This window comes from Streptomyces sp. SID13726 (assembly GCF_010548375.1).
Lineage (GTDB): Bacteria > Actinomycetota > Actinomycetes > Streptomycetales > Streptomycetaceae > Streptomyces.
The window spans coordinates 1-459 of record NZ_JAAGLY010000387.1 but is presented as its reverse complement, the minus strand read 5'-3'; the positions used below and the strand labels follow the sequence as shown (position 1 = coordinate 459).

The following is a 459-nucleotide window of genomic DNA, read 5'->3' as shown; positions in this document are numbered from 1 at the left end:
TTCCACCGGGACCTGTCGTGGCCGTACGCGGAGGACCAGGGCGCGGCGGGCCGCTGGGGCGTGGGCACCCCGAACGCCAACGTCCTGCTGTGCGGCGCGGGCGCCGTGCGCGGAGGGGGCGTCAGCGGGGTCCCCGGCCACAATGCGGCGATGGCCGTCCTGGGGCACTGACCTCGGCTACGCGGCGGGCCCGGCGGGCTCGATGACGACGATCGGGATCTCGCGGTCCGTCTTGGTCTGGTACTCGTCGTAGTCCGCCCAGTGCTTCACCATCACGGGCCAGTACGCGGCGCGCTCCGCGGGGGTCGCCGTGCGGGCCGTTCCCTGGAGCACCTTCGGGCCGACCTGGATGCGGACCTCGGGGTGGGCCGTCAGGTTCTTGTACCAGAGCGGGTGCTCGGGGTCGCCGCCCTTGGACGCCACGATGAGGTAGCGCCCGTCGGCCTCGCTGTAGACGGG

The 459-nt window shown here is 73.6% G+C and carries 1 protein-coding gene and 1 pseudogene; one reads left to right on the top strand and one right to left on the bottom strand.

The features are described 5' to 3' along the window. A pseudogene (locus tag G3I78_RS52605) lies at nt 1-171 on the top strand (FAD-dependent oxidoreductase); the annotation flags it as partial. Between the two features lie 6 nt (nt 172-177). Here G3I78_RS52605 and G3I78_RS48210 read toward each other — a convergent pair. Further along, on the bottom strand, nt 178-459 hold a 282-nt coding region (locus G3I78_RS48210), incomplete at its 5' end, for a nitroreductase/quinone reductase family protein (protein WP_164436957.1).